The sequence below is a fragment of the Marinomonas sp. IMCC 4694 genome (assembly GCF_008122525.1).
Classification (GTDB): Bacteria; Pseudomonadota; Gammaproteobacteria; order Pseudomonadales; family Marinomonadaceae; genus Marinomonas.
Window position 1 is genome coordinate 649,733 of sequence record NZ_VSRV01000001.1, and the last position, 22,859, is coordinate 672,591.

17 protein-coding genes, 1 tRNA gene and 2 pseudogenes are annotated in these 22,859 nt (G+C 45.7%); 8 read left to right on the forward strand and 12 right to left on the reverse strand.

What is annotated here, in order from left to right; translation table 11 throughout:
* Positions 1–8: 8 nt before the first annotated feature.
* Together FXV75_RS02985 and FXV75_RS02990 are read left to right on the forward strand one after the other, a co-directional pair.
* Entirely contained in the window at positions 9–920 is a 912-nt protein-coding gene (locus tag FXV75_RS02985) for a response regulator transcription factor (RefSeq protein ID WP_148831124.1), read from the forward strand.
* A 101-nt stretch (positions 921–1,021) separates the two neighbouring features.
* Positions 1,022–1,456 (forward strand): GNAT family N-acetyltransferase, encoded by a 435-nt coding sequence (locus FXV75_RS02990; RefSeq protein ID WP_148831125.1) that lies wholly within the window; start codon positions 1,022–1,024, stop codon positions 1,454–1,456.
* 86 nt (positions 1,457–1,542) lie between these two features.
* Here FXV75_RS02990 and FXV75_RS02995 read toward each other — a convergent pair whose 3' ends face one another.
* On the reverse strand, positions 1,543–2,073 hold the full coding sequence (locus tag FXV75_RS02995; RefSeq protein WP_148831126.1) for a peroxiredoxin-like family protein: 531 nt from the start codon (positions 2,071–2,073) through the stop codon (positions 1,543–1,545).
* A gap of 181 nt (positions 2,074–2,254) precedes the next feature.
* On the opposite strand from FXV75_RS02995, the gene FXV75_RS03000 reads away from it, so the two are divergent.
* From FXV75_RS03000 to FXV75_RS03010, 3 genes are all read left to right on the forward strand, one after another.
* Positions 2,255–2,434: a hypothetical protein gene (locus FXV75_RS03000; RefSeq protein ID WP_148831127.1), complete on the forward strand. Its 180-nt coding sequence runs from the start codon at positions 2,255–2,257 to the stop codon at positions 2,432–2,434.
* 19 nt (positions 2,435–2,453) lie between these two features.
* Positions 2,454–3,080, forward strand: a complete 627-nt coding sequence (locus FXV75_RS03005) for a helix-turn-helix transcriptional regulator (RefSeq protein WP_148831128.1) — start codon at positions 2,454–2,456, stop codon at positions 3,078–3,080.
* 137 nt (positions 3,081–3,217) lie between these two features.
* A tRNA-Ile gene (locus tag FXV75_RS03010) sits at positions 3,218–3,294 on the forward strand.
* A gap of 320 nt (positions 3,295–3,614) precedes the next feature.
* Here FXV75_RS03010 and FXV75_RS03015 read toward each other — a convergent pair.
* The 4 genes and pseudogenes from FXV75_RS03015 to traV form a co-directional block, all read right to left on the reverse strand.
* A pseudogene (locus FXV75_RS03015) lies at positions 3,615–4,241 on the reverse strand (nucleotidyl transferase AbiEii/AbiGii toxin family protein); the annotation flags it as partial.
* Positions 4,234–5,025 carry a type IV toxin-antitoxin system AbiEi family antitoxin gene (locus tag FXV75_RS03020; RefSeq protein ID WP_148831130.1) on the reverse strand — a complete coding sequence of 264 codons (792 nt, stop codon included), beginning with the start codon at positions 5,023–5,025 and terminating at the stop codon, positions 4,234–4,236. The pseudogene FXV75_RS03015 and the gene FXV75_RS03020, both read right to left, overlap by 8 nt.
* Before the next feature lie 220 nt (positions 5,026–5,245).
* Positions 5,246–5,611, reverse strand: coding sequence for a TraA family conjugative transfer protein (gene traA / locus FXV75_RS03025; protein ID WP_148831131.1), 366 nt, complete (start codon positions 5,609–5,611; stop codon positions 5,246–5,248).
* Positions 5,608–6,105 (reverse strand): annotated as a pseudogene (gene traV, locus FXV75_RS03030) (type IV conjugative transfer system lipoprotein TraV); the annotation flags it as partial. The gene traA and the pseudogene traV, both read right to left, overlap by 4 nt.
* A gap of 625 nt (positions 6,106–6,730) precedes the next feature.
* Between traV and FXV75_RS03035 the strand changes: the two are divergent.
* The gene (locus FXV75_RS03035) at positions 6,731–7,021 is read left to right on the forward strand and encodes a hypothetical protein (RefSeq protein ID WP_148831132.1); all 291 of its coding nucleotides are present in this window, start codon (positions 6,731–6,733) and stop codon (positions 7,019–7,021) included.
* A gap of 221 nt (positions 7,022–7,242) precedes the next feature.
* Here FXV75_RS03035 and FXV75_RS03040 read toward each other — a convergent pair whose 3' ends face one another.
* The 3 genes from FXV75_RS03040 to FXV75_RS03050 form a co-directional block, all read right to left on the reverse strand.
* Positions 7,243–8,580: a type II toxin-antitoxin system HipA family toxin gene (locus FXV75_RS03040; RefSeq protein WP_148831133.1), complete on the reverse strand. Its 1,338-nt coding sequence runs from the start codon at positions 8,578–8,580 to the stop codon at positions 7,243–7,245.
* The gene (locus FXV75_RS03045; RefSeq protein WP_148831134.1) at positions 8,580–8,975 is read right to left on the reverse strand and encodes a helix-turn-helix domain-containing protein; all 396 of its coding nucleotides are present in this window, start codon (positions 8,973–8,975) and stop codon (positions 8,580–8,582) included. The genes FXV75_RS03040 and FXV75_RS03045 overlap by 1 nt, the downstream gene beginning before the upstream one ends.
* Before the next feature lie 1,009 nt (positions 8,976–9,984).
* Complete coding sequence (locus tag FXV75_RS03050; RefSeq protein WP_148831135.1) at positions 9,985–10,974, reverse strand: IS5 family transposase; 990 nt, start codon at positions 10,972–10,974, stop codon at positions 9,985–9,987.
* 670 nt (positions 10,975–11,644) lie between these two features.
* Here FXV75_RS03050 and FXV75_RS03055 point away from each other — a divergent pair.
* Positions 11,645–13,579, forward strand: a complete 1,935-nt coding sequence (locus FXV75_RS03055) for an FAD-dependent monooxygenase (protein WP_148831136.1) — start codon at positions 11,645–11,647, stop codon at positions 13,577–13,579.
* Positions 13,580–13,754: 175 nt separating this feature from the next.
* On the opposite strand, the gene FXV75_RS03060 is transcribed toward FXV75_RS03055, so the two are convergent.
* On the reverse strand, positions 13,755–15,395 hold the full coding sequence (locus tag FXV75_RS03060; protein WP_148831137.1) for a phosphoethanolamine transferase: 1,641 nt from the start codon (positions 15,393–15,395) through the stop codon (positions 13,755–13,757).
* A 252-nt stretch (positions 15,396–15,647) separates the two neighbouring features.
* Here FXV75_RS03060 and FXV75_RS03065 point away from each other — a divergent pair, with 252 nt between their 5' ends.
* Entirely contained in the window at positions 15,648–17,633 is a 1,986-nt protein-coding gene (locus tag FXV75_RS03065; protein ID WP_148831138.1) for a methyl-accepting chemotaxis protein, read from the forward strand.
* 149 nt (positions 17,634–17,782) lie between these two features.
* On the opposite strand, the gene FXV75_RS03070 is transcribed toward FXV75_RS03065, so the two are convergent.
* The 3 genes from FXV75_RS03070 to FXV75_RS03080 form a co-directional block, all read right to left on the reverse strand.
* Positions 17,783–19,198, reverse strand: coding sequence for a DEAD/DEAH box helicase (locus tag FXV75_RS03070; protein ID WP_148831139.1), 1,416 nt, complete (start codon positions 19,196–19,198; stop codon positions 17,783–17,785).
* 176 nt (positions 19,199–19,374) lie between these two features.
* Entirely contained in the window at positions 19,375–20,256 is an 882-nt protein-coding gene (locus FXV75_RS03075) for a transglutaminase N-terminal domain-containing protein (protein ID WP_148831140.1), read from the reverse strand.
* Positions 20,253–22,832 (reverse strand): circularly permuted type 2 ATP-grasp protein, encoded by a 2,580-nt coding sequence (locus FXV75_RS03080; RefSeq protein ID WP_148831141.1) that lies wholly within the window; start codon positions 22,830–22,832, stop codon positions 20,253–20,255. The genes FXV75_RS03075 and FXV75_RS03080 overlap by 4 nt, the downstream gene beginning before the upstream one ends.
* Between the last annotated feature and the right edge of the window lie 27 nt (positions 22,833–22,859).

Genomic DNA, 22,859 nt, shown 5'->3' on the forward strand with positions numbered 1-22,859 from the left:
GGGTAATAATGAATACAAGCAATAAAAGTGACATTGTTCTTGTTGTTGACGACTCACCGGATGCGCTGAGCCTGATCCACGACACCTTAGAAACCGCCAACATGGATGTGCTGGTGGCGCTGGAAGGTCGGCAAGCTTTAACCATTGCACGTCGTATTCGCCCCGATATCATTTTGATGGATGCCATCATGCCAAACATGGATGGGTTCGAAACTTGCCGACAGATCAAAGCAGACCAAAGTTTGGCATCGATCCCCGTGATTTTTATGACAGGGCTAACCGACACCGACGACATAGTGCGAGGCTTAGAGGCGGGGGGCGTGGATTATCTGACTAAGCCCATACAGCCCAATGAACTGATTGCCCGCATGCGTGTGCATTTGTCTAATGCGCGCTCGAGCAACAACGCGCAATCGGCCTTAGACAGCATGGGTCAATACCTGATGACCGCCACAGCGGATGGCGCGATCGCCTGGGCAACGCCGCAAACTTATGCGTTATTAGCGAAAGCAAGGGCCAGCAGTGACTGGCAAAGCGCGGAATTGGCTTTGCAAATTCGGCTTTGGTTGGCGCATCAGCCAGAGCTTGGCAATAGACTAAAGCTGACCGGATTGGATTATCCCTTAGGTTTAAAAATGATGGGCTTAACTGAACAAGAAGAAGTGCTGTTAAAGCTCGAAGATGGCGACAAACCTTCGGGTCCGGCCTTATTAAAACAAGAGTTGAATCTAACGGACCGAGAATCGGAAGTGTTGCACTGGATTGCCAATGGCAAAACCAACCGAGAAATTGCTGAAATTCTTGAAATGAGCCCACGGACAGTCAACAAACACCTTGAGCAAATATTCCCTAAATTGGGTGTGGAAAACCGGACTTCTGCAGCGGGTGTGGCTTTAAAAGTGTTAGCGGTAGAGCGTTAGTCTAGGTTGTCGTTTAACTCTAGGTAACCATTTGCGTATTTTATCCGCTGAGTAATTGTCTTATGCTGGCGTTTTAATCACATCGTAAAAGGTGTTTTGTTATGTTTAAAGAAGAATCGATACAGCCTATTTGTTACAAGGTAAACCACCCCATTACGTCGGCACAATTTATCGAGCTATTAGCGAAAACCACCTTAGGCGCCCGTCGTCCTATTGATCAAATCGACACCATAGACGCGATGTTAAAGCACGCTAATTTATTGATCACCGCTTGGCATGGCGAGCGTTTAGTTGGCGTGTCTCGTTCGGTGACCGATTTTGCTTATTGCTGCTATTTATCGGACTTAGCGGTAGACGAAACAGTACAGGCTTCTGGCATCGGGAAAACTCTAGTGCGGATGACAAAAGAAGCCCTTGCGCCAGACTGTTCCATCATTCTGTTATCGGCGCCGCAGGCCGTTGATTACTATCCAAAAATTGGCTTTACCCAACACAATAGCGCGTGGTTGGTAAAAGACATCAACGACCTCATCTAGTGCCAATGATCCAGTTTATAAGAACGAGGCAATAGATAAGGGCGATGTAATGTATAAGAACGGTTTAATCTTGTTAAGCCGTTGAGTTAAACCAATTCACCACGGGCTGGGTAGCTTTTCGCAACGGCAAATTCTATGGCGCCAAGCACTTCTTTAAAGTGTGGACGAGCAAACGGCATGGTGCTGATATTGCTCCAGTACAGTGTGCTATCGGGGCGTACCAAGAATAGACCTGGCTCAGTAAATTCAGTTGGCTCTTCAATGCCAATACTGGTCAGCCCACGGCCAGCGCTGCGGTGCAAACCCCATGCTTGAGATTGTTCGACACTCAAGTCATAACCCATGGTTAGGTTGGTGATTTCCCACTCAGTCGCAGCGGTTTCCGCTCTTTCTTTAGTGTCTGAGCTGAGTACCAGAACATTGACGCCTTTTTCAGTGAAGTCGTCAGCTAAACGGCTCAATTCTTTTAAGTAATTTTTGCAAATAGGGCAATGTAAGCCGCGGTAAACCACCACCATGGTGAAGTTCTCGGGTGCTTGCTCGGCAAGTGACCAGGTTCCGTTTAACGTGCTAACAGCAAGGCTTGGTGTTGCGACTCTGGATTTTAAAACGATCATAATAGCTTCCTTCTAATGGCTGATGTGTACTTGATATCTGTGTGTTCAATGGTTTATTGATTCAGTCGATAGATTTAAGAAAATAGATTCAATGAAGACAGTGTACGGCAACCAGTGATACGATCAATGACAAATAATCCTTTTAAAGTTGCAGATCGTATTTTTGGGTAAGGTAAAAAGCATGGATCGTCTTTCATCGGTATTAAGTGCATTTCGTCCCAAAGCAACGTCGGTCATTCATCGGCGTTTCACCCAGTCACCTGAACAGTGGCCGTTATTGGCAGAATCCAGCTATTGGTTATATGTGATAACCGGAGCGTTAACGCTGACTTCAAGAAACAAGCATCAAGTCAGCCTATAAGGAAGGTGAAGGCATTTGGTTGGCAACCGGTCTGCCACTTGAGGCGTCTGATTTTCAGCTTGGAGTAGAGTGTCATGTGCTGCTGTGTGAATTTGAATTTGGCACAAAAGCACTCAATCCCTTGTTAGACCTCGAATGGCGTTGGGTAAAAGTAGAGCAAGATGATGAGATTGCTCAGCAATTAGCGCCGTTAAATGCCGTATTATTGGCCGAGAGTTTGCAGCCGCGCTGTGGCTCGCAAGTCATCATAGAGCGTTTAGCAGAAGCGTATTTGGTGCAAATGCTGAGATTGTTTATTCAGACACAAAAAATTCAAATGGGTTTGTTGGCTGGTCTGAGCGACGCCCGACTGGCACGTGCTATTGTGGCGATTCATGAACAGCCAGAGCACGCTTGGCAAGTCGCGAGTTTAGCGGAAAAAGCAGGCATGTCTCGGTCTGTCTTTAGTGGTGTATTTAAAACCACCATGGGCATGACGCCCATGATGTACTTAACCTCATGGCGGATGCGTTTAGCGGCACAACGGATAAAAAATGGTGATAAAAACATTGCCTTGTTAAGCGACCAACTGGGCTATCAAAGTGAAGCTGCTTTTAGACGCACCTTCAAAAGAGTGATAGGCGTCCCGCCTGGCGCGCTTTTTTAATGATTTCGCACAGGACCCCGTATTTAAGCCTGAGTAAAAAACAAACAATCACCACTTATAAGCGCGTTAAATCAATAAAAACATCAACCACTTCTTGGCAATATCTCTAGGTACCTATATAATTCAACTCGTTTTTAGGGCCTGTAGCTCAGTTGGTTAGAGCATCCGACTCATAATCGGCAGGTCCCCAGTTCAAGTCTGGGCAGGCCCACCATATATCGAAGCCTCTAGATAGTTAGTGAATGCTAACTTCTAGGGGCTTTTTTATTTTTCGGAACACCCTCGGAACATTTATTTGTTAACAAATGTCATCTTTTCTTTGAGTGACGCCTACTTTTTTGCGTTTAGTGGCAGGAATGACCCCAATAAAACTACGCTTTCCCTCCTAAGATGTCCGAAAATCTACGATTCTTTTTATAGTGTCCAGAATCCTTTTCTTTTGAGTAGATCGAAGCTCTCTTGCCATGGAATAAACCAAAAGCGGATTAGGTTAACAGAGCGGATTGTGTTGTTTTAGGGGTGGATACAGTGACGCTTACCATTCAGAGGCTGCCAGTTTGGCGACATGACTTCATTAATAGGCCGAGGATGACTTAGTGTATAGGTTAAAAAGCCCGCTAAAATCTCTCTCGAAATCCCTTCACTGCCAAGTAACATACGCACATCAAATAAGTCGCGAGGATGTTGGCGATCCATTGCAGCACACAATTTCCCACCATATAGATCGGGAAGACTGACTACCTGAATCTCAGCATAACCATACTCGTCTTCAACAGACTCTTGAACTGGCATTATCTCTGCACTATGCAATGTACCTCTGGCGACGGGCGACACTTCAATTTTGATCGTCGCAACCGGACTTGATACAACGATTCTCAGTTCATCAGCGTTATTATCCTGAAATGCCGCTCGGATATCTGGTTGAGTATTGATTCTATCTGTAATGCGCTGCAATGCAGCCCTGACATTAATCAAAGCTTCGTCTCTTGGTTCAAGTGGGAGATAAGCAAGATCAATATCTACAGATAACCGAGGAAAATCTCTCTCAAATAAATTAATGGCAGTGCCACCTTTAAGTGCAAAAACCGTCTCTGTAGCTACCACAGGCAGCATTCTTATGAGCAAGGAAACCTGTTTGTAGTATGGGCTATCTTTATCCATTATGTTGTTCACCTTTTTTGACGCTTAATATCTCTGGTACTGTGATTTGATATCGCTCATCAAAACGTCCTTTTTCGACAACCTGCCGCTTTCCTGCACCCAATTTAATTCTTGTTTCATCTACGCGATTGACCCACTGGTGATCGTAGTATCGACCCAGAAATAGAAATATTCGGTTTGCCTGAACAGAGCAGCTTCGTTCAAGAATATCTTGTACTTTTCTAGGGCTAAGATTGACTAAACCCTGAAATAATTCTGCGACATGCTCAAATGAAATCAGCTTCCCAATCGCGTCTACCACTTCATAGGCAGCAAGTTCTGCACAGCTGACAGTGAGTTCTTTCTCTTTAACCGTGATCCTTTTCAAATCTTTCTCGGGATTCACTTCAAGCTTATGGTTTCCACAGTAAAACCAATTCTGATAAGGAAATTCACGAAACCATTTCGGTAAGGACGACTTGTTTTTAACGCAAATACAAACTTGCTCTTTGTCCAGCTGTAAATAGTGACTCAGTCCTTGGTGAGTTAAGCTGCTCAATCCAGCCAAATGAACTGAAACGCCCAATTGCACATCCAATGCTTGAATGGCATCAACCCAAGTTGGCTTTATATCGCCCTGCGCATTTGGACGATAGTACACACCAGAACTAAGCTTCTTCAGCCAACCGTTCTGCGCGTACTTTTGAGCCAAGGAGTAGCTCACGCCGTTTTCAGTCAGCCATTGCTGAAGCACTAGCGCACCAGGAGATGTATGAGCAACAAGCCAGTTTATCTTAGATGACATTTTAACACCCAAAGTATGAATATCACGAACAGTATAAACCATTTAGTTTATTTTGACAGGTATTTTACCACTCTAGGTATTAATATACCAAATGCTATAAACCAAGCTCACGAATGTGACGCTGTTGAAATGAAAAAGTCTACACAACATCACCAATAACCCGATGTTGTGTAGACCTAAGTTTGATTGCCTTAAGTGAACTGCCTACTGTGGCTCACATTCAGGTACCCAGTAAAACGGCGCTGATTGCTGGAACAGTTGTGCCAATGACTTCTTGAGTGCTGGCAACAACAGGTAAAGTTGCAGACATGACACTTTCAACGACTGTTGGCGTATTGTAGAGACCCATACCGCCACCAATGCCCAAGGCAAAAGCCATCAAGCTTTGGCGAGCGATACCGCCCACAATACCCACCAGAAGTCCCAAAGTACCTTGGGTCCAATCTTTTAGGGTATCCCAAACATCGGTGAAAGCATCACCACCGGAGCCCGCAAATGAGGGCTCCGAAATCATTAACGCCATTAAACCAAGCGCACCAATGGTCATTAGACGCTGAGTTTGAATGGTGCGAACTGCATTAGTCATTCGTTAGTTTCTCCGTAGATACTCAAGTTATCGCGCTTACCATCAGCTCCCGCTGAGGCAGAATCGCTTTGAGTCTGAAGTGGACGTAGCACTAGCGAAACCGTTCGAGGTGCTGACACCCCAATATCCCACCGGCGCGGTTCAATTTCGGTAAACACGTAGCTGGATAAATTCAGATATCCACGGTCATCCTCCCAAGGCGCAATCCAAATTCGCATCACGCTAGAAGGAATCCGAATAGGTGCAGATTGCTGCGTCTCAGGTAATGCTGGATGGCTCAGCAGTCCTGTCTCTAAATCAGATTGTGAATACCCAGAGGGAGAACCAATTCGAGTCGCCACAGCATCAATCGTCTTGGGTGCAGCCCCATTACTGGTAAGCTCATAGACTTCACGAGCGGATAAACAGCGCACACCGTCAGGCATACCTGGGCATTCATATTCACTACTCCCAAGACCCAATGAACTACAGCCAGACAATAAGGTTGAGCCGACTAAAGTTTAAAAAATGAACATGTTTTTTTATTTTGTCCTAATTTGGGAGAACAGCAAAAAAGGTATATTAAGCCTTTTTAAAATAAAAAACTAAATATATTCAAAAACTTACAACAAAACCAACACTCTGAGATCAATTTTCATTGTTCTCCCAAAAACGGAAAAATTGGACCAACGGTACACCTTTACGCTAGATCAAAGCTTGGGCATTGTGAAAATTTTAATGTTGATCACACCTAAATCGCCACAAGTACCATTCCAGTTGAATAGCGAAGTTGATAGGAACGATCAAATCGATGGCGGTAAGCAATTTTGATAGTCTTCTACTAATCAACTCACTGGCTATTCAGCTTCAAAGAAGCGGCCAAGATAGTGAAACGACATCACATCGCAGTTAATTAGATTTAGTAGTCATATTAATCTTTAGCATCAAGATTATTTGAAACATTGAGAGGACTAGCACTTCTATAACAATTAGATTCATAGAACCACCATCTCAATTCGTACGTGGCATTTGCCACATATAGATTCAAACCTAGGGATCTTGTGGGCTGATTACTAAAACGGCTTTTAATGAACTAGAATTAACTAAACGTCAGTCGAACGCCAAGAGGAAGTAAATTACATGACGACATATTGCTCAACTGCCATTAAATTATCCTCAGAATCAGACTCTATAGGCCTTATCTCCCAGTTCGCAATAGAGCACTACAATGCCAGACAGGCAGTACAAATCGATCAATATCAGTTCGTCGTAGATAATGGTATGAACGACTTAAGAGCTGTTCTTAAAGAAGAGCTCGGGCTCATCGCTCTCTGCTGCCGTTATGAAAAAGACGTTGAGAAAACAGAAGCAAAAATACAAGCGTTCTGTCAGAAATATAAGCTTGAATCAGTGCACTACGCAGTAAAATAGCTTATATGCAGAAAACCTTACAAAGGTAGTGGTGACAGATGCACTATTACTTACCGATAGTCGCACTAAAGCTACATTCTTTTTAAGACTTTGAACTTCGTTCAAAAAGAACCCCAGCCCCTATAGAAAGAGGCTGAGTAGTTGCCAATAACTCAGTCATTACCATCTTCTATGTGTAGGAAAAAATATTGTACTTTCGGTAGCTTACCCCTTATTTAAGATTATAAGCCTTCCCCCAAGTACAGGCGATGGGCTTTACCAACTTCGGCCACAAGTTCATTCATATCACCAAAGTCCACCAAGCCGGATTTTTTTGCATAATCCGACCAATTAGAAACCGTCTCCACCACGGCCCTTATTATCTTCTTAGCTTTTGCCTTACTAATGTCAGCAAAATGCGCCACAGCCAATAAATCGTCTAACTGGATATCTCGTGTTTTACCATTAATGGTCATTTGATGCTTACTTGTCCACCCTGCACCATTGCTATAAGTGATATCGTAAGCTGGCGACAGTGTCCAAACGCCAGACTGATCCATTAAAAATGAAATATTCTTTGTATGATCATCTTGGTTAACAGACACAACATTGAAAACCATTCGCAAATAGAACTGTTCAATTTCTTTGGCTGATAAACCAATCTCACGCATAACACCTATCGCCTGCTCATAAGAGTAGCCACCAGATTCATTAAAATCATAGTGAGCTATACCACACAGCGATTGCATATGAATCTTGTCACCACCATTGAGTCTGTCAAAGCGCTTGGTCATAAAATGAGAGCGCCCGTTTTCTTTAAACAATCGACATTCATTCATTTTAACGCCAGCATCTTCGGCCATTAGGTAATAAGCGTATTCAAGTAAACCAAAGCCTTTCGGATCTGAAAGCAACTCTTTATCTTTATTAGCATCAACACCGTCAAACTTTAACAAGTAGTAATCGAAACCTTCACCCGCTGGGGCTTGACCAGTTTTTATGACATTCGTTTCTTTATTCCAAGCAATAACAGCCTTTGCTCGTGCACCACCAGCTGATGTACCAACTAAAATAATTTGCTCAATCGTTTCGCGTCTTTCGCCCTGGCTATCATTATCAAATGTCGCATTCAACTCAGCCTTTTCTTGGAGCGCCTCATTCGCCAAATCAACAAGCTCACTTAATTGAATCTCAGATACGCTTTCTTTGAACTTACCAACAGTTGGCTTAAACTCTAAACCACCCATACCACGAGAGCCGATATAGCAAAGACGCTCTATTGGACTGAATGACTCTGGATCGCGAGAATTGCGCTCTAGCCATTGGTCAATTAATCGGTTACCAAATTTATCTGGCAAACTATCGGCCAACATTCCCGGCAAACCTTTAAAGGTTTCTTTTGATAAACCACCAAATGAATAAGACTTGTCGCTTAATGGCATTTTAATTGGTGACAACTCTATGCCTGAACGCTGAAACTGTTTTGAATACTCAAAGAACCCAATTCCCCTTTGCCAAGTGACTGAGCCTATTAGTGTATCCCACAGATATACATCAGCCTTTTCGATCAACTTTGCCATTACCTATCCTTATTTCCATTTAATTGTCGTATCGTCTTATTCCACTCGAAACCAGTTGATGGCTCTTTTTTACTTTTAGATTTGGATACACGTTTACGCTTTTCATTTCTTGCTGTCAGCAAAGCTGCTGACTTCACTGGAGGCTCTGGCATAAAGTTCTCTATTTCATGCAACTTGCCCAATGCACGCATTACAGCTAACACCTTTAACATTCCAACGCTTCGTTTACCGCCCTCTAAGCTCTGCACAGTTGAGACATTTACGCCAGCTTTATCGGCCAACTCCTGTTGCTCTAGTCCTTCATTAAGACGCGCCTGTAAGAATCTCTCACCTATCATCTTCAAGAGAGCCGCATTACTTTTCCTATCGATTCCCATAATAGTGTTAATTTCCATTACTGTATCTGATTTATAACATTATAGTGTTAAATAGCATTATTAGTAAAAAACTAATATGGTAAAAAAACCTAATAGTGAAAAAAAACATTTTTATGCGGGGAAAAATCACAATACAGTGCTTATTTTCACTATTAAGAGTTTAATCTTATGGAAACATTAGCGCCTGCAACACAATTAAGAAGCAGAACTGAAGGTCGGCAATTACCTATCCAAAATCATCAGGCCTTTGGGAGTTGTTGTAGGCAGCAAGGAGCTTAGTTAACCTTCTGGCTCGGAACTTCCCGAGCCAGAACTCTATCTGGGCTGATGTGGCGAGGTAATGTGACCAGGCAGCTACCTACGCTTAATAAGTAGCTCCATACAGAGAGCGCTGCCAATCATATTCAGAGGTAATTAAAGAATCGGGGGGGGAGAATTTCTGGGTTGATATGAGGCGGTACCTCTCAATTTATCTAACAAAAGGTTTCTAGCTAACTAGTGGCGATTCAAAGCTCTCGAGTACATTCAAGGTACCATCAGCTCACTATAATTTGCTAATGGATTGAACCTTAAATAGGCACAATGGATCAAGAGAGCCCACCTAGATGCCTTTGTGATAGTCATAACACCGTGGCGCAACCCAACCTCAGGATTACTCGGTAGCCGGAACACTGTTCTGACTATTTATACTGGAGCCCAACCTAAGCTCAGGATTAATCAGTAGTCGGAACACCGTTCTGGCTAATTAACCTTAGCATTATTCATCCAGCAGTCGGAACACTGTTCTGACTAATTAGCCCTAGCATGATTCATCCAGCTGTCGGAACACTGTTCTGACTAATTAGCCTTAGCATGATTCATCCAGCTGTCGGAACACTGTTCTGACTAATTAGGGAAACTGCGATTAAGAAGTTGAACAGTAGCCAGTGTTTCTAACTCGGCTAAAAAATCGAAAAACATCACCCATTCCAGTACTTTTAGCCTCTAAATAAGCTATTTTAGCTTGATTTAGAGGATTTTAGACGGATTATCCCCTTGCGACTCGTATCATCAGGTCAATTCTGAACACATTGGCTAAGGCAAACAGCATCGCCAGTTTGTTATCATTTTTCTCTAAGCCGCGATAGACGACTTTCCTAAAACCAAACTGACGCTTTATGATTCGAAACGGGTGCTCTACTTTTGCTCGAATACTGGCTTTTATGTACTCCGTTCGGATAGGTTGCTTGTTTATTCTTGGATGTTTCTTGAGAAGGCGCACCTTGCTTGGCCCTTTCTTTTTATAAGTAGCGGCAATCAACCAATCCGCTTTGATGTCTTTGAGCTCTTCTCGTTTTTGAGCGCCTCGATAACCTGAATTCACCGAGATAAAGCGTTCCTCACCATGAAGCAGATTTTCTGTCTCTGTGATGTCGTGTACGTTGGCCGCCGTTGTGCTTAGACTGTGCGTTAGCCCTGTTCTAGCATCAACGCCGATGTGAGCTTTTAACCCGAAGAACCATTGTTTCCCTTTTTGAGTCTGGTGCATTTCTGGATCGCGTGCTTTCGCTTTATTCTTGGTTGAACTGGCCGCTTCAATAATGGTGGCGTCGACAATCGTGCCTTCTTTTAGATAAATCCCAGCGCTGGACAACCACTTGTTGACCTCTTTGAACAGCTGACGGGAGAGCTTATGCTTTTCAAGTAAGTGCCTAAAATTCATGATGGTTGTGTGGTCCGGAATAGCATTGTCCAGCGACAATCCAGCAAACAAACGCATGGAGGTGATTTCATAAAGCGCGTCTTCCATAGCAGGGTCACTCATGTTGTACCAATGCTGCATGCAGTGGATACGAAACATGGTGGATAACGGATACGGTCTTCTTCCTTTTCCTGCTTTGGGGTAAAAAGGCTCAATCACGGCTTCAAGCTGATCCCACGGCATCAATTCATCCATGCGAGTTAAGAAAACTTCTTTGCGTGTTTTACGACTCTTGTTGTTGAATTCGCTGTCAGCAAAGGTAAGTTGATGTGACATGGTCAGGCTCGAAGGTTAAAAATGAATTGTCTCATGCGCGGGACTTATTCGCATCTTCCTCTACCGCTTCCGTTCACCCCAATGTGACCCCTACACGCTACTGCGTGGGAGTCAAGGCGAATCGATAGAGAATATCGTTTCAACTCGTTCCCACGCTCTGCGTGGTAATGCATAGCGCGCTTAACTTTTTGATAAATGTGACTTGTTGCGAGCTTTTTGAAATCCAATGCGGGTGAGCCGGTTTAATACGTAAAACATTGGCGGAAATACGGTTACCACGCAGGAGCGTGGGAATCAGGGATTTCCAGATGAGATAACCGACGCGCCAATAGATTACCACGCAGGAGCGTGGGAACCAGGGATTTCCAGATGAGATAACCGACGTGCCAACAGGTTACCACGCAGGAGCGTGGGAACCAGTCGGAAATTAAATGGTTCTATGAGAATTCAACTCGTTCCCACGCTCTGCGTGGTAATGCATAGCGCGCTTAACTTCTTGATAGATTTGACTTTTTACTGGCAAAGTAGCTAGGTTTTCAATTGTTAGTGCTCGTTATTTGAGATGGGCGCCTAACAAACAATTTCATATTCGTTGACAGCATTTAACTTAACATGTTAATTATATTTCTATGTTGTAGCTTTGGATTATAAAAATCAGAGGGTCATAGTAATGCAATATCATTTAAATGGTTTTAAGCCAGGTAATTATCAGGTTTCTGACAAGGCTCGTAAGGCCTACCCTAACCCTCCTATCGTGGATTTGCCAATGCAAGTCGATGTATTAATTGTGGGTACAGGTCCTGCTGGTTTGACTATGGCAAGGCAGCTGTCAGAGTTTGATGATATCAAGACGTGTATTGTGGATATGGCGCCAGGCCCGTTACTTTTTGGCCGTGCTGATGGTATTTCATGCCGTACGATAGAAATCATGGAAGCGTTTAATTGCAGTGAAATGGTGGTGAAAGAGACTTACCATCTAAAGCAAAATACCTTCTGGGAGCCAGATGCTAAGAATCCCGATAACATCAAACGCACAGAGAAGATTACCGACGCAAGGGCGGGGCTGTCTGAATTTACCCACGGTATTGTAAACCAAGCGCGATTGCATGAACTCTTGATTGATGGGATGCGCAATTCAATCACCCATTTAGAGCCACACTACAGCCGCGAGTTGGTCGATTTAATGATTGACGAAGACGCAACTCAAGATGTCACGGCTTACCCGATAACGGCCACTTTTAAGCGTATTGATGACGCGGGCAACGATAAGGTCGAAACCGTGAAAGCCCGTTACGCGGTAGGCTGTGATGGTGGCCGCAGTCGTGTTCGTAAAAATTTAGGCATTACCATGCAAGGCGACTCCGCTAACAAAGCATGGGGTGTTATGGACATATTGCTTAATACGGATTTCCCTGATATTCGTGTGAAAAGCTTTATACAATCTAAAGATCATGGCGCTGTCATGACGATTCCTCGTGAGGGGGGTTACCTTTGTCGTTTTTATGTCGAGCTTGACCTTATTGATAAAGACAAGCGCGCCTGTGATGTGAAATTGACAGAAAAAGATCTGGTCGAAAAAGCCCAAAAGATCTTTCACCCTTACACGCTCGATGTCAAAGAAGTCGCTTGGTGGTCTATTTACGAAGTGGGGCAACGCCTTGCGGAGCGTTTTGATAACCGCCCAGTTGGTTCTTCAGAGCGGGTTATTCCTCGCGCTTTTGTTGCTGGGGATGCGTGCCATACCCACAGTCCAAAAGGGGGGTGGGGGCTGAATACGTCTTTGCCAGATACCTTTAATTTAGGGTGGAAGTTAGCGGCGGTATTGCAAGGAAAATGCGACCCTAAATTGCTTCATACCTACGAAACAGAGCGTCGAAAGGTTGCCCAGCAGTTAATCGATGCAGACCGCGAGCTTTCTAAACTGGTGGCAACACGGCCTGCAGCGGGTGACAATGCAAACCAATCGACCGTGGACACCTCTAAAATTGAAGCCTTTATGAAACGTCAGAGTGGGTTTGTTTCGGGTACTTCTATTGAATATTACCCGTCTTATCTTTGTACCGGTCAGGAACACCAAGGTCTGGCCACTGGCTTTAAAATCGGTCAGCGCTTTCACTCTGTTGAGGTTCCACGAACGGCAGATGGTCGTGTTCAGCACCTTGGGCATTTAGTGAAAGCCGATGGCCGCTGGCGCTTGTTTGTCTTTGGGGGGGAGCAAAGCCCAACAGACCCTTCCTCAGAGGTGTGTCAGTTGATTGACTATCTGGCAAAAGACCACGCTTCTCCTGTGGTGAAATACACCCCAGTCGGTGCCGATATTGATTCGGTGATTGATACTTATGCGGTTTTTCAGCAACAAGATTTGTCGATGCACGATCTACCTCACTATTTGTGGCCTGCCAAAGGCAAATACGGACTACACGATTATGAAAAAGTGTTCCAACGGTCCGCTGAAAACGACCCTTATCGGCTACGAGGCATAAACACAGAAAAAGGTTGTGTGGTGGTAGTTCGACCGGATCAACACGTTGCCAGTGTTTTGCCGCTAACGGCGCATCATGAGTTGGCGCAATTTTTTGGTCACTTCATGATGGAACCAAAATAAGTACCCTTGGGTTGGTACTTGTTTGTCGATTAAGTAGTCAACACTTTAAATCAACCCAAATTCCAATGCGCTAGACCCTAATAAACAACCCAAGCCGGTTACGCCGGTTTGGGTTTTTTTGTGGGAAGGCGTTGTCGTGTGTCAATACACCCTCAGTAGGGGTAGTCCGAGCCCGTTAGCCACGACAAGGGTGGAAGAGGTCTAGGTCTTGCTGATATGCCTCTGTGTTAACGTCCATGATGCCCAGCAGTGAGCTGAAAAGATTGTCATGGGAAAAGGCGTTGGTGTTGGCTTCTTCTCGTAAGCAGGTTTCGTTTAGGGCTTTGCTGTTTTTGAAGCCTTCGGACATCCAGGTGATTAATGGCACTGTGGTTTGGGTTTCGGGGGCAAAGGCACGGGGGACGCCGTGTAAAAATAGGCCGTTTTCACCCAGTGATTCGCCATGGTCAGACACGTAAAACAGCGCTGTGTTGTAGTCGTCGCCCATTGATTTAAGGGTGTCAATGGCTTGGCTGATGACGTAGTCGGTGTAGACTATGGTGTTGTCGTAGGTGTTGATGATTTCTTCTGTGGAGCAGTTTTCAATGTCGCTGCGTGGGCAGTCGGGTAAAAAATGCTGCTGTTCTTTAGGGTAGCGCAGGTAGTAGGTTGGGCCGTGGCTGCCCATGATGTGCATTACGAGCATTTTGTTGTGGCCTTGCATGTTGGCGACCTCGTCTTTGATCCCGTCGAGTAGCGCCATGTCTAAGCAGGTGCTGCCGTTACAGTATTGGTTCACTTGTGAGCGGTCTATTTCTATTTTTTTGATGTGTCTGGCGACCTCTTTGTCGCCGCCGTCGTTTTCTTTCCAGAGCAATGAAATGCCAGCGCGATTTAAGAGGTCCAGCACGTTGTCTTGGCTGTTTGCTTGGTTTTTGTCGTAGTCTTTTTGTTTAAGTTGAGAAAACATGCAGGGAACAGAAACGGCGGTTGCGGTGCCACACGACGAGACATGTTGAAAAGAAACAACGTCTTGTTTTTCGGTGTATGGGTTGGTATTTTTCTTATAGCCGTTTAGTGCGTAGTTTTGCGAGCGTGCCGTTTCGCCAAGAATGAAGAAAAACAGAGTCGGTTTTTCATCAGGTGTTTTGCTGGCTTGTTTGGCATCAAGGCCGATTTGTCGATACTCAGTCGGTGTAGAAAAATACGTATTGCGAATATATTGATAAGTGCTGTAGGTGTAATAGGTTGGAATCACCATGGTTTTTAAGTAGCTGTTGTTGCGTCCTACCGAGCTGAAATCTTTGTAAGTGAAAAACAACACTAAGGCCAGTAATAGCGCCGACAGAAGCATGGCGATCAATTTTTTGAGCAAACCAGGGCCTGATTTCATTGGCGCCAGCGCGACCAAAATGGCCGGTAAAATGCCCGTTGTGCCCACCCAGCTGAGGGATTGCAAGCTGAGGTAGGAAGTGGCTTCGCCGACATCGGTTTCAAATGTGTTTTCTATCATGCCGTAATCCACGTTGATGCCATAAAACATCATGGCGTAGCTGACGAGGCTTGAGCTGACGATAAAAAATATAAAAATAGGTTTAGCGACGTAGGGCCAGCTGAATACGTTAAAAATGATGTTTACTATACAAAATATAAACAGAGGGATGGCCACAATAAAGCTGATGTGGACATTGTCGAGGGCGGACAGGATGCGATAAAACTCGGCATAAATGGGCAGGTTAACCACTAAAGAGTAATAGCCCGCTAGAATGGCCGCTAGAGCGGTATAGGAAAGTCGTAACGGGGCTTTTTTAGTGGCGTGGTTTTCTGTTGGTTCCATGAGAGGTCCTGGCGCGAGTGACTTAAAAACGCCATGCTAACGCCAGTAGAGTGAAAAAAATGTTGACTCTTTGGTTGCGTATTGGATGTGATTTAAAATGAATGGGTACAAAATGTTACGACGTTTAAGTCTGTTTTTTTACAATTTAATGAGATAATGAGGCTTTATTTGAACTGATTTTACGACCGTGTGTTTAAAGTGCGTATGTGTGTCTACACTACTATTATCATAAAAAAATAGAGGCGTTTGTTGATGTTTTCTAATCTTAAAGTATCGCAGTCGATCGCGATTATTGGTGTTTTGCCCTCACTGTTTGCCATTATTTTAGTGGCATTTTTAGTAACGGATCTTAATAAGCGTGTAGAAGAAGGTTTGCTCGCTGAAGATATGGTGAAGTTGTCTACGGTTTTCGATGGTGTTGCACACAATTTTGCGGTTGAGCGTGGCTTAAGCGCGGGCTTTTTAGGCAGCAAAGGAGCCAATGGCGGGGACGCTTTAATGGCTCAGCGTAAGGTGGCGGACAAGGCTGAGTCGACGTTAAGAAACCTGTCTGCGGATGCGTTTGATGTGCTGACAACCGAGCAGCTAGATGGCTTGCGAACCCCAGTTCTGTTGCAGCTCAAAGGAAAGGCTCAAACGAGACAAAAAGTCGAAGCGCTGGCGGTTAATAACGGTGCATTTGATTTTTATTCAGAAGTGAATAGGCGGTCTTTGAATGCGATTCAGCAGGTGATTTTGGACATAAGAAACCGAGACATTGCAAAAGCGCTTGAAGCCCGATTGAGCTTGTTGTGGATGAAAGAGCGCGCGGGTCAATATCGAGGTGCGTTAAATGGCGTGTACGCGGCGCAAGCGACCACGTTAAAGCGTCAGTCACAAATCGCAGTTTTCATTGAGGATGAGCAGCATCAATTGGAGTATTTCAACAGCATAGCGCCGGATAATGAAGTGCAAATGCTACGACAAATTGAGCAAAATGAGAAATGGAAAGCCGTGGACAAAGCGACTCAAGCTTTTTTAGCAATGTCTGATGTGTCTTCTGTACAAGGCCCGGATGGGTGGTTTGCGCTTGCTACGGCAAAAATTGGTTTGATAAAAGGTGTGGCGGACAAAGCGAGTGAGGGTGTTAATACGCTGAGTGCCGATTTGGCGTCGCACAGCGAGTTGTATCGAAATGGTCTGATTATTGTGTTTGTGTTATTGATCACACCGATTATTTTGTTGGCGTTTAGATTGTCTCGTTCCCTCACTAAGCGAGTTGAAGACATTAGCCAAGCCTTGTCTAATGTGTCGTCAAATCGTAACTTGGTCGGCCGAATTGAAAATACATCGAATGATGAATTGGGCGAAATCATCCAGTATCTTAATGTTCACTTAGACCATTTGCGTTCATCATTTGGTTTGATGGTAGAGATGGCAACAGAGTCAAAAGAAAGCATGAACGTATTGAGTGGTTTTTCCCGCAGTGCCTTAAAAGAAACGAAAGATCAGTTTAATCAAACGGATCTTATGGCGGCGGCCGTTGAAGAAATGTCGCTAACGAGCAATACCATTTCGCAAGACATGCAATCTTCCGCGCAAGCCACAGACAGCATTCGTGAACAGAGCACAAAAGGTTCTGAGCGCATGCAAACGATTTTACAGTCTATTGCGCATTTGTCTTCAGAGGTGGAAGGTGGCTACAAAGCGGTTCAATCGGTGACGGGTCATACTGAAGAGATCAGCAGTATATTGCAAACGATTGAGTCCATTGCGGAACAAACGAATTTATTGGCGTTAAATGCGGCGATCGAAGCGGCTCGTGCCGGCGAGCAAGGCCGTGGTTTTGCCGTGGTAGCCGATGAGGTCCGCACACTGGCTAAGCGCACGCAAAGTTCAACCGAAGAGATCCGTTCTATGATCAGCGCTCTGGTGAGCTCGGGCAAAAGTGCGCTCGCTTCTATGGATCAGTGTGCCAGTATGGCAACGGATACATCCAATGTGGTAAGTGATAATGTGAGCATGATGCAAGGTTTGTTCGATGCCATTGAGGCGCTTGCGCAAACCATCGAGCGAGTGGCGACATCGTCGGAAGAACAGTCGCAGGTATCGGAAGAAATTAATAAAAACATTCAAAATGTCAGCCACCGTTCTCAAACGATTTTAGATCTAGTGAACAAAACCGACGATGGGGCTGGGCAGGCAAAACAGCGCTTTGACGATGTATTGAAAGAAATATCGTCGTATAAGCTTCGTTAACTCTCATCCATGCGTGAGGGAAAAGGTATTCGGCTCTGAGTCGAGTCAGTGCGAAAAAAAACACCATTAACTTTCGTTAATGGTGTTTTTTTGTGGCCTACAAAACTCAGATTAATTCGCCAATCTTAGATAGACGATGCCTGAATGCATTAGTCTTGAGTCGACGGTCTGCGATTGCGACGCGCCTGTGCAAGCGGTTTACTGCGCAGGCCTTGTCCCGGTGTCATTTCGGCTTTGGCTGGCTGTTTGTCGTCTGCACGACGACTGTCCGTAGGGCGGCGATTGCCCGACTTCGGTGCGTTTCCAGACCTGGGTGCGTTACCTTGTTTGCCACGTGGGCTATTGCCTTGACGAGGGGCGCCGTCGTTAGTGTTTCTTTTAGGCTTGTTCGGCTTAATCGGGCGCGTGTCTAATGTGGTGTCTGGCAACATGTGCGTTGGCATGAAGTCGTCTTCGTAACGACGTTCGATCAGCTTTTGTGTTAGGCGTTCAATGGCGCGCAATTGGTCCAACTCGTCCGCCGCCACAAGGGAAATCGCTTTACCGGTGGCGCCAGCACGGCCAGTACGGCCAATACGGTGAACGTAATCTTCTGCCACATCCGGTAAGTCAAAGTTGACCACGTGCGGCAGTTGTTCGATGTCTAAGCCTCGAGCCGCGATGTCGGTCGCGACCAAAATACGAATGCGGCCTTCTTTAAAGTCAGCCAAGGCGCGAGTTCGTGCTCCTTGGCTTTTGTTGCCGTGAATGGCGCTGGCACGAATGCCCGCGTCTTCAAGCTGTTTGGTGATTTTGTTCGCGCCATGTTTGGTGCGAGAAAACACCAAGGCTTGATCCCAACGACCGTCTTTGATCAATTGAATCAACAATTCGGTTTTACGCTTTTTGTCTACAGGGTGCAGCCACTGCTCAACCGATACCGCAGTCGCATTACGCGGCGTGACGGAAATTTCGACAGGGTTGTTTACTAAGCCTTTCGCAAGTTGGCGGATCTCTGGTGAAAACGTCGCCGAGAACAACAAGTTTTGGCGTTTCTTTGGCAAAATAGCCAAGATTTTTTTGATGTCATGGATAAAGCCCATGTCGAGCATGCGATCGGCTTCGTCTAATACCAAGACTTCCAGTTTGTCGAAACGCACGGCTTTTTGATTGTACAAATCCATCATGCGGCCAGGCGTAGCGATTAAGATGTCGGCGCCGCGGCGTAATGCCATCATTTGAGGATTAATTTTCACGCCACCAAATACCACGGTGGATCTTAGGGCAAGGTGTTTGCCATAGTCTTTTACACTTTCAGCCACTTGGGCGGCGAGTTCACGGGTTGGGGTTAGCACAAGTGCACGAACTTGGTTATTTTGTGCGTGCTCGCCTTTATTCAATATTTCCAGCAAAGGTAAGGTAAAACCAGCGGTTTTGCCTGTACCGGTTTGGGCGGCCGCCATCACATCTTGACCTTCAAGAATGGCAGGGATTGCCTGGGCTTGAATGGCAGAAGGCTCTGTATAACCTTGGTCTTCAATGGCTTTTAAGATGGGGGCAGAAAGCCCAAGTTTGCTGAAACTCATAGATGTTCTCGTGTTTTATAAAGGCAGGTGCAACGCTGAAAAGTCAGGATATGCAAGAATTTTGCGAAGCTTACCCTATATCGGCTTTACATGCTATGAACGCCGACCGTTACAGTGTGTTGTCACGGTCGGATGTGGCTTTTCATTTTGGGTGATTGGCTTTTTGTACGAAGTGATTAGACGCGTCTTACGTCTACCGATACGGCCAATTGTTGTGAACCGCCCCCTTCAAAAATGACGCCTTGAAGTGGGGTAACATCCGCATAGTCTCGCCCCCAAGCGGTGACGATGTGTTGTTCATCGGGCATGACGTCGTTGGTCGGGTCGAATTCGATCCAGCCCATTTCAGGGATAAAAATGGCAAACCATGCGTGAGAGGCGTCTGCGCCGACGAGCTTTTCTTGTCCCGGCGGTGGTAGGGTTTCCAAATAGCCGCTCATATACCGGGCAGGAATGCCCACGGAACGTAAGCACCCAATGGCCAAATGAGCAAAGTCTTGGCACACCCCGCTGCGTTGTTTAAGAACTTGTTCTAGTGGCGTGGCGACCGTAGTTGTGGTGGGGTCGAATTTAAATTCAGTAAAAATTTTATGAGTGAACGCTAAAGCGGCTTGCAATAACGGTATGTCGTCGGCAAAGGTGCTGTCGGCGTAGGTTTTTAGGTCTGCAGAGCAGCGAATTTGCGGTGAATCGAGCAAGTATTCTTTTGCCATGCGCAGCTCAGGGGTGTTTGGTTCATCCAGCAAGGCACGCAAGTGGCCGCACGTGGTGGTTGCTTGCTGTTGCCATTCTTGCATATTGAGTGGCGTGATTTCAAAATCGGTTGTGACGTCGATTACCAGCTTTTTATGGGCTTCTTGAATCGAAAAATAAAAGGTCTGGTTACCAAAGTAATCTTGTCCTTCATTTTGATACACAGGGGGTGGGTTGATCTGTATTTTCTGATGCAGACAGAATTGGTTTCGAGTATCCCTTGGTAACAAGTGCGCCATGTTGTAGCACAAGCTGACGGGGGCTCCGTAGGTGTATTCGGTTATGTGGCGAACGCGGTATCTCATAAGCGGGGTTCCCCTATGGATTTCATTAAGGACTGTGGCCCCGCCGTGTGATCAAAATATTTGTCGCTGATCAAGACGGTAAACTGTTCAAGCAGCGCTAAGAGTTCAGTCATTAAGTGTTCTAACTGTTTGCGATTTTGCGTTTCTATATCAACTTTCGCCAGTTCTTCTAGGTCTGCTAATTGAATGGCCGACAAAGATTTAAGGATGATTTTATTCTCTGGGCTTAACCCTGCTGTGGCGACTTCATTTCTGGGTAATGATTGGATGTATTTTCTCAGCTGATCAACCTGATAGAGCAGTGAGCGTGGATTGCTTGCATCAATCATTAACAGGTCTAAACCATAGGCAATGCGGGTGCGATTACGATAGCGGCGACGGAATGAAATAAGCGCTTCGACACTCAATAAAACGGATTCAAGGATCTGCTGCTGAGGTGCTGAAGACAACGGCGTAGTGAGTGCAGAGCGCAGTAACGTGGCCGTTTGTAAGGCGCGTTCGGTTCGACGACCAATTTCTTGAAAGGTCCAATCAAGCCCACGCAACATGCTTTCGTGGTTTAACCCCGACAATGCGAGTAAAGAAGTCACAAGGCTATCGAGTGACTCTTCTGGCGCAGAAGGCAGGCCATTCGTGTAGGCGCGGTCGAGTTCGTGAATGTGATCGCGCAGCTCATTGATGATAATGCGGGTATCGGCCGAGAGCATTTCTTTGACCTGTTCACCGCAGCTTAACATGGCCTGTAAGTTGGCTTTGATCGAACCAGCCCGGTTTCCATCGATGATCATGGACACCAATTCCGCTTCCGGATGGGCTAGCATGTCGGCATCGGCTTCCATAAATCCCGGTAAACAGCCTGTTTGTGTGGATGCCATTTCTAGCAACATTTTTTTGCTTTCTTCTGGCAATGGGTCGACGCCGTTCATTTGTTTAAAAATAGTACGAAGAAGGCGCATGCTGATTTCCGCGCGTTCGGCGTATCGCCCCATCCAAAACAAGTTTTCAACCACTCGGCTTGGCAAGTTCGCTTGCAGAGCTTCGTCTTGTAACATGACTTGATCGGTAATCAGTGTGGCGTGCTGCTCTGGTTCCGCGGCTAAGATCCAGGTGTCTTTACTTTTTGATTGCGAATTATGCGAGACAATCGCTTCGGTATGCGATTCGCCTGCGCGGGAGAGTCCGCCTGGCATGACGGCGTAGCTGTCTGTTGTTGCTACCGTAAACGCCCTTAAGAGGCTCGGTCTGGCCTGTATTTTTCCATCGAGCCAAATGGGTGATATAGACCCAGGGACGTAGGCTTGCGCTGTGTAAAGGTGCGGTTGTTTTTTGATTTTTTCTATTGTGCTGAGTATTTGTTTTTCGCTTAATTTATGGCCGTAAATGCTGCTGTTGCCCTGGCTGCGGATCGCGGGTTTGATGATTAATTGAGAAATATGATTAATCACATACTCCAAATCGCCCTTATCGCCGCACCACCAGGTTGCCACAGAGGGTAAGCTAAGCGGTTCACCGGTGAGAAATTCGCTAATAGCAGGTAGATATTTAATTAGCGCGGGCGCTTCTAGAATGCCACTGCCAAGCGAATTCGCCAATACGACATTGCCGGCTCGCACCACTTCCAACAAACCTGGTACGCCCAAAAATGAGTCGGCTCTGAGTTCGGCTTGGTCGCAGTAGGCGTCTTCGACTCGACGTAAGATAACATCGACTCGGGCTAACCCGTTTAGGGATTTCATCCAAACCGCGCCATTTCGTACGGTTAAATCGCTGCCTTGAACAAGCGGGAAGCCTAAATAATTGGACAAATACGCTTGTTCAAAATAGGTGCCGCTAAAGGCGCCGGGAGACAACATAACGATGCGCGGGGTATCGGTCCATTGGCTCGCCAGAGAGGACAGCATGTCTTTAAACGACTGGAAAAAACCGGCAAGACGACGCACTTGACTGTCTCGAAAACTGTTAGGGATAACACGAGACACCACGGTGCGATTTTCTAATGCGTAGCCTGCGCCACTCGGGACTTGGGTTCGATCGCCGATGACCTGAAATTGGCCACGGCTGTCGCGTACCAGATCGACGGCATGTTGTAATAATTGGTGAGCGCCCGGCACTGTTACGCCGTGACATTGACGTAAAAAGCCTGGGTGACTAAAAATAATTTCCGACGGGATAATGCCACTTTTAAGCAATTCTTGTGGACCGTACAGGTCTTTTAACAGGAGATCGAACAGGTTGGAGCGCTGCACCAAGCCTTGCTCAATCGCCAGCCATTCGTCGGTTGGGATAATATTTGGGATAAGATCCAACGACCAAACACTCGGTGTGAGTGGGTCGCTGGTGAGGTTATAGGTCGCACCGTCTTCACGTAAAATACGCTGAGCGCGGCGCTGCTTATCAAGGATTTCTTCTTCCGTGAAGCTTGCCATAGTGCGCAATAAAGCCTCCCAGTGAGCGCGCGGTTCGCGATCTTCTGAGAAGGCTTCATCGTAAGCATTTACAGGTTTTTCATAGGTGGAAGGTAGCGCCGGCTTTTGATCGATTGCCGACGTTACAAAATTCCCTGTTTGAAGTTGCATAATGTGGTTGAGCCTAAAAAATTAATT

Coding starts and splice junctions, on each gene's coding strand:
- FXV75_RS03035 (WP_148831132.1), top strand. CDS start 6,731: ATGACGACATATTGCTCAACTGCCATTAAATTATCCTCAGAATCAGAC.
- traA (WP_148831131.1), bottom strand. CDS start 5,611: ATGACTAATGCAGTTCGCACCATTCAAACTCAGCGTCTAATGACCATT.
- FXV75_RS03045 (WP_148831134.1), bottom strand. CDS start 8,975: ATGGAAATTAACACTATTATGGGAATCGATAGGAAAAGTAATGCGGCT.
- FXV75_RS02985 (WP_148831124.1), top strand. CDS start 9: ATGAATACAAGCAATAAAAGTGACATTGTTCTTGTTGTTGACGACTCA.
- FXV75_RS03055 (WP_148831136.1), top strand. CDS start 11,645: ATGCAATATCATTTAAATGGTTTTAAGCCAGGTAATTATCAGGTTTCT.
- FXV75_RS03070 (WP_148831139.1), bottom strand. CDS start 19,198: ATGAGTTTCAGCAAACTTGGGCTTTCTGCCCCCATCTTAAAAGCCATT.
- FXV75_RS03000 (WP_148831127.1), top strand. CDS start 2,255: ATGGATCGTCTTTCATCGGTATTAAGTGCATTTCGTCCCAAAGCAACG.
- FXV75_RS03075 (WP_148831140.1), bottom strand. CDS start 20,256: ATGAGATACCGCGTTCGCCACATAACCGAATACACCTACGGAGCCCCC.
- FXV75_RS02990 (WP_148831125.1), top strand. CDS start 1,022: ATGTTTAAAGAAGAATCGATACAGCCTATTTGTTACAAGGTAAACCAC.
- FXV75_RS03065 (WP_148831138.1), top strand. CDS start 15,648: ATGTTTTCTAATCTTAAAGTATCGCAGTCGATCGCGATTATTGGTGTT.
- FXV75_RS03040 (WP_148831133.1), bottom strand. CDS start 8,580: ATGGCAAAGTTGATCGAAAAGGCTGATGTATATCTGTGGGATACACTA.
- FXV75_RS03020 (WP_148831130.1), bottom strand. CDS start 5,025: ATGTCATCTAAGATAAACTGGCTTGTTGCTCATACATCTCCTGGTGCG.
- FXV75_RS03060 (WP_148831137.1), bottom strand. CDS start 15,395: ATGGAACCAACAGAAAACCACGCCACTAAAAAAGCCCCGTTACGACTT.
- FXV75_RS03080 (WP_148831141.1), bottom strand. CDS start 22,832: ATGCAACTTCAAACAGGGAATTTTGTAACGTCGGCAATCGATCAAAAG.
- FXV75_RS02995 (WP_148831126.1), bottom strand. CDS start 2,073: ATGATCGTTTTAAAATCCAGAGTCGCAACACCAAGCCTTGCTGTTAGC.
- FXV75_RS03050 (WP_148831135.1), bottom strand. CDS start 10,974: ATGTCACATCAACTTACCTTTGCTGACAGCGAATTCAACAACAAGAGT.